This is a genomic window from Limnofasciculus baicalensis BBK-W-15, assembly GCF_024178385.1.
Classification (GTDB): Bacteria; Cyanobacteriota; Cyanobacteriia; order Cyanobacteriales; family Coleofasciculaceae; genus Limnofasciculus; species Limnofasciculus baicalensis.
In genome coordinates this window covers 1-5,275 of the sequence record NZ_JAMZMM010000206.1, presented here as the reverse complement: position 1 = coordinate 5,275, position 5,275 = coordinate 1, and the positions used below count along the sequence as shown (strand labels likewise).

The window sequence follows — 5,275 nt, the reverse complement described above, 5'->3', positions numbered from 1 at the left end:
TGAAGGTTGAAGGCTGAAGGTTGAAGGCTGAAGGTTGAAGGCTGAAGGTTGAAGGTTGAAGGCGGAAAGAATAGCAGTGGTGACAGGTTAAGATCGGGAAAAATTTGTAAATGAGCAATTATACTTCATACTTCACACTTCATACTTCATACTTCACACTTCACACTTCATCCTTCACACTTCATCCTTCACACTTCATCCTTCATCCTTCACACTTCATCCTTCATACTTCACACTTCATCCTTCATAACCGCCAATCTGAATATTCCGCACCCGCACGGGGACACAACGATGAGTCATTTGGGCAATTTGCATTGGTTCACCTTTGCCACACATATTGGTTCCACATTGCATCGACTCAGCCGCACTTCCAACAGCATCTACACTATTCCAAAAATCAGTAGTCATGGAGTGGTATGTCACATCCTTTAACATCCCTACCACCTTGCCATTTTCTACTTTCCAGAAAGCATCACCACCAAATTGAAAATTCCGCCGCTGTTGGTCGATGGAAAAACTACCAATCCCATCAATTAAAATACCATCTTCAGTATCAGCAATCATCTCCTCTAAAGTAGCAGTATTACTCCCACCATCAACTCCCGCTTCCAATCCCAAATTAGGAATTCTCACCATCGGTACGCTCGACCAACTATCAGCATAAGCGCTACCATTACTACTACCGCGACCTAATCGATAAGCAGTTTCCCGGTCAGTTAGGTAGTCTACTAAAACACCATCCTTGACAACATACCAATCTTGTGCAGGTACGCCCTCGTCATCGTAAGCCATAGTACTCCGTCCGCCATCTTGAGTCCGATCTGCTTTAAAATTAATCCAAGGTGCAGCATATTGCAGCTTACCTAATTTTTCAGTAGTGGCAAAGCTAGTCCCAGCGAAATTAGATTCATAACCATATACTCGATCTAATTCTGTAGGATGTCCTACGGATTCGTGAATCGTTAACCACACATTAGTCGGTTTCAGGATTAGAGTACTGCGAATTCCCGAAGGACCTTTAGGCGAGTGAACTTTGGCAATCGCTTCTTCTGCCACTCGCTCTACTTGACTCAACAAATCCTGAGCATTAACATGTTCATATCCCTTATTTAAAGGCGAACGTTCGTAACTGCGGCTTTGGGCATCACCATTTGCGATCGCAGTACAACCAAATCCTGGATAAGTGCGATAAATTGTTTGTTGAATGAGAGAGCCTTCTGTAGAAGCAAAGGTTTTATCTTCTTTAGTAAAACGGAGATAGGATTGGGCTTTTTTTATCCCTCTTTCTCCATAACTCAGCAATTCATCGTTAATTTGCAATAATAAATCGGCTTTCTCAGTAATTGGTATCGTAAAAGGGTCGATTTCAATCGGTGTAATATAGGTATCCTGATAGGCTGCCACCGGAACCAATTGTACCCGCGTTTTTTGGGAAAGACGACTCCCCTTAGCAATTTCAATAGCTAAATTAACAATTCGTGCGACTTCCCCTGGGGTTTTATGGGGACTTGCGGCGAATCCCCATGCACCATCTAGAAGTACTCGCACGCCAAACCCAGCACTAACATTATCTGCTAATTGGCTCAGGGAGCGATCGCGGGCGAAGAGATTTTGCTGGCGGTAGGTGCAGAAACGGAGATCTCCATATTCGCATCCGGCTTGGCGAATTAAGTCGATGGCGAATCTGGCGAGATCGGTTGTGGTGGCAATGGGGGCTGGGGCTTGTACCATGGTCTGGGGGAGAGATATTGCTTTTTATTATATTAGCTTGGGTTGGTTGGATTTTTGTCGTTGAGTTTTTTTTAACGCAGAGGTACGCAGAGGTAAGGAGAGAGGTACGCGGAGGGTTGTTGTTGGGTTGTTGTTTATATGGTAGTTCGGGAATTTTTGGGTGAAAATGGGTGGTTATATCTAAGTTATTTGGATTGGAATATTATGTGTTTTTTTTTGATGTAGAGGAGGTGGAGGTTTTTTGGGGAATATGTTGATCAGGTTTTGGCTTCCACCTACCCCCTAAACCTCCCACCCCTCACTCCTCTGTAAAGAAAAATTCACGATCGCAAATATTCCCAATTCTGGGTTGGTGTTGTTATGATTGGAGCTTCCTTCAATTTACTTACCTTTTCGGTAGGTTTCAGGTGCATTCTACAGGAGCGTCCATGCAACAACTCAAAAACGCATCCAAGCTTAAACATATTGTTCTTACTTCTCATCCGATTCGTCCGGTGTCAAAACCCCCTCGTATTCACTGGGGAGAAATTAATCCCCGCAAACGAGGTGCTATTGTTGGTACTTTAACTACTGCTGCACACCGTAATGTTATTGGTACTCATTCTGGTTCTTATTCTGTTTATCGGGCTTTGGCAGTTGCTAGTGGGGCGCTGCATCCCAATCACCGGGCAGATTTAACTAATACTTTTCCGGTTGTCCCTATTGGTCCTCATCCTAGTTGGGGTAATCCCGATCGGATCGTTTCTTTAGATCCTTTTGGGGCTATTGTGGATGAGGTATATGCCGATCTCTACAAGCAAGGTTACGATATTCGTCCCACGATCGCAATTACCAAAGCTCATATCAATTTACCAGAAATTCAGGACGCGATCGCAAAGGGTCGTTTGGCTGTTGATGGTAAAATTCTGAAGGATGGGGGCAGTTTAGTTGTCACTAAAGTCGCTATTGAACCAGTTTGGCATTTGCCGGGACTGGCCAAGCGACTTGATGTCAGCGAAAATGAACTTCGTCGTGCTTTATTTCAGCAGACGGGTGGGATGTTCCCTGAGCTTGTTACTCATCCAGATTTACAGGTATTTTTACCTCCAATTGGGGGTATGACTGTTTATATTATTGGTGATGTGGAGGCAATTACCGATCCTCATCGGGAACTGGCAGTGCGAGTTCATGATGAATGCAATGGTTCCGATGTTTTTGGCTCGGATATCTGTACTTGTCGTCCTTATTTGGCACATGGTTTGGAAGTCTGTACGGAAACGGCACAAGCTGGTGGTGCGGGTGTTTTTGTTTATTTGCGCAAAGAAGGTCGCGCTTTGGGTGAGGTGACTAAGTTTTTAGTGTACAATGCTCGCAAGCGTCAAGAAGGAGGCGATCGCGCTGATGCTTATTTTAATCGCACTGAATGTGTCGCAGGTGTTCCGGATATGCGCTTTCAGGAGTTAATGCCTGATGTTCTACATTGGTTGGGTATTACTCAGATCGATCGTTTTGTATCGATGAGCGATATGAAGTATAACGCGATCGTCAATTCTGGGATTAAAATTATTCATCGTATCCCTATTCCAGATGAGTTGATTCCCGCTGATGCTATGGTGGAAATTGCCGCCAAGCAAGCTGCTGGCTATTATACTGAAAAAACTGTACCAAATCTGGTTACTCTAGGTAAGATTAAAGGTCGGAGCTTGAGTGATTAGTTGTTGGTTGTTGGTTATTGGTTGTTGGTTATTGATGGTTGGTTGAGGAAACTGGAAATTATAGGGATTCTCGGTTACAGGGAACAGATTTTTTTTTACGCAAAGAGCGCAAAGGAGAGAGTGCGTTTGGTAGCATAGAGATTTTGTCGGGGCGGTAAAGTGCGACGATATTTGTCCCTTCAACGACAAATTATCTTCAAAACCCGCCCTCATCCCACTGTATCTAACTGATTTGCAAATCGTTGTTCGTTATTCGATCGATAACTAAGTCATTAAAAATTATCTGACAATCCATTGCCAAACAAAACCAAACGTTCATAACTAAAGGCTTAAACCCATTTACCAATAACCAATAACCAATAACCAATAACCAACAACCAATGACTAATGACGAACAAACGATTGCCTATCTAAGGACAACGGCAGCTATTCGAGAAAGATGCGATCGCCTTTTTGATTTATGCTGTAATGACCAGTTATCTCATTTTCGTTGTAATTTAACTCAATTGGATAAAGTCGCTGATTATGTAATCGAGGTGATTGGTGATGAGTATCCCGATTTTAAGATTCCGTTTCACAGTCGTTGGCGGCATTTTGAGGTGGGGAATATACCGCGTTTAGCTGAATTAGAGCAAAAATTAGTCGGGTTTACACCACTGGAAAAAGTTCACATTAAATTTGACTTAGTAATCGTTAGTGTTCTTTTAGATGCAGGTGCAGGTCCAGACTGGCAATATCGAGAAGCGGAGACTGGGTTAGTATTTTGTCGTTCGGAAGGGTTAGCTATTGCTAGTTTCCATATATTTTGTCAGGGAATGTTTTCTAGTGATTCTGACTATCCTCTACAAGTAGATGCTAAAGGACTGCAAGAGTTAACTATTGATAAATTAGCGACAGGATTTCAGGTGAGTGCAACTAATCCTCTTGTTGGTTTGTCTGGTAGGTTAGAATTACTCCAGCGTTTGGGTGATTCTTTGTTAGCTTTACCACAGATATTTGGGAATATTCAGCCACGCCCCGGTAATTTGGTTGATTATTTACTGAATTTAGGAATAGGGAATAATAATTTACCAAGCCAAGTCGAAACTCAAAAGTTTCCCCCTTCCCCACTCAGGATGAAGCATTTGGATATTTCAATCCCGGTTAAACAACAAAGGTTATCCCCCAAATCCTTCACCCCTACTCAAAACTCTTCTCCCGATTCCCCACTCCAAAAAACCCACTCCCCACTCCCTGCTAAAACAATACTAACTGCTGTCATAGAAGGATTAGGAAATATTTGGCCTGGTAGAATTGCGATGGCTTCGCCCGCCAGAGGCATCGGGAATGTTAACTTAGGAGATGTCTGGATTCATCCGGCACTGAAAGGAGATACACCTTATCAAGAATATGTGCCATTTCACAAGCTTTCCCAATGGTTAACTTACTCCCTGTTGGAACCCTTACAAGAATTTGGCATAGAAATTACTGGCTTAGAGGAGTTGACTGGGTTACCAGAATATCGCAATGGGGGTTTATTTCTAGATTTAGGGTTACTAGAAGTTAAAGATACCACTATTTTACAGAAGCCTCACTTACCTGGATCTGAGATTATAGTCGAATGGCGAGCGCTGACAGTCATTCTTTTAGATAAATTAGCCGAAACTATCCGGCAAAAGCTGAACCTGACACCTGCTGAATTACCCTTAGTCAAAGTCTTGCAAGGAGGAAGCTGGACAGCGGGAAGGCGTATGGCTGCTAAATTAAGACAAGGAGGCATTCCCCCTATCCAAATTGAGAGTGATGGGACAGTATTTTAGTTATTGGTTATTGGTTATTGGTTATTGGTTATTGGTTATTGGTTATTGGTT

General features: G+C 42.9%; 3 protein-coding genes. 2 read left to right on the top strand and 1 reads right to left on the bottom strand.

Annotated elements, in window-relative coordinates; translation table 11 throughout:
- Positions 1–237: 237 nt before the first annotated feature.
- A complete protein-coding gene (locus NJ959_RS18655) occupies positions 238–1,731 on the bottom strand; it encodes a TldD/PmbA family protein (RefSeq protein ID WP_254013244.1) in 1,494 nt (497 codons plus the stop codon).
- 428 nt (positions 1,732–2,159) lie between these two features.
- On the opposite strand from NJ959_RS18655, the gene NJ959_RS18650 reads away from it, so the two are divergent.
- Together NJ959_RS18650 and NJ959_RS18645 are read left to right on the top strand one after the other, a co-directional pair.
- Entirely contained in the window at positions 2,160–3,425 is a 1,266-nt protein-coding gene (locus NJ959_RS18650) for a GTP cyclohydrolase II (RefSeq protein ID WP_254013243.1), read from the top strand.
- Between the two features lie 380 nt (positions 3,426–3,805).
- The gene (locus NJ959_RS18645; protein ID WP_254013242.1) at positions 3,806–5,224 is read left to right on the top strand and encodes a URC4/urg3 family protein; all 1,419 of its coding nucleotides are present in this window, start codon (positions 3,806–3,808) and stop codon (positions 5,222–5,224) included.
- Positions 5,225–5,275 lie beyond the last annotated feature (51 nt).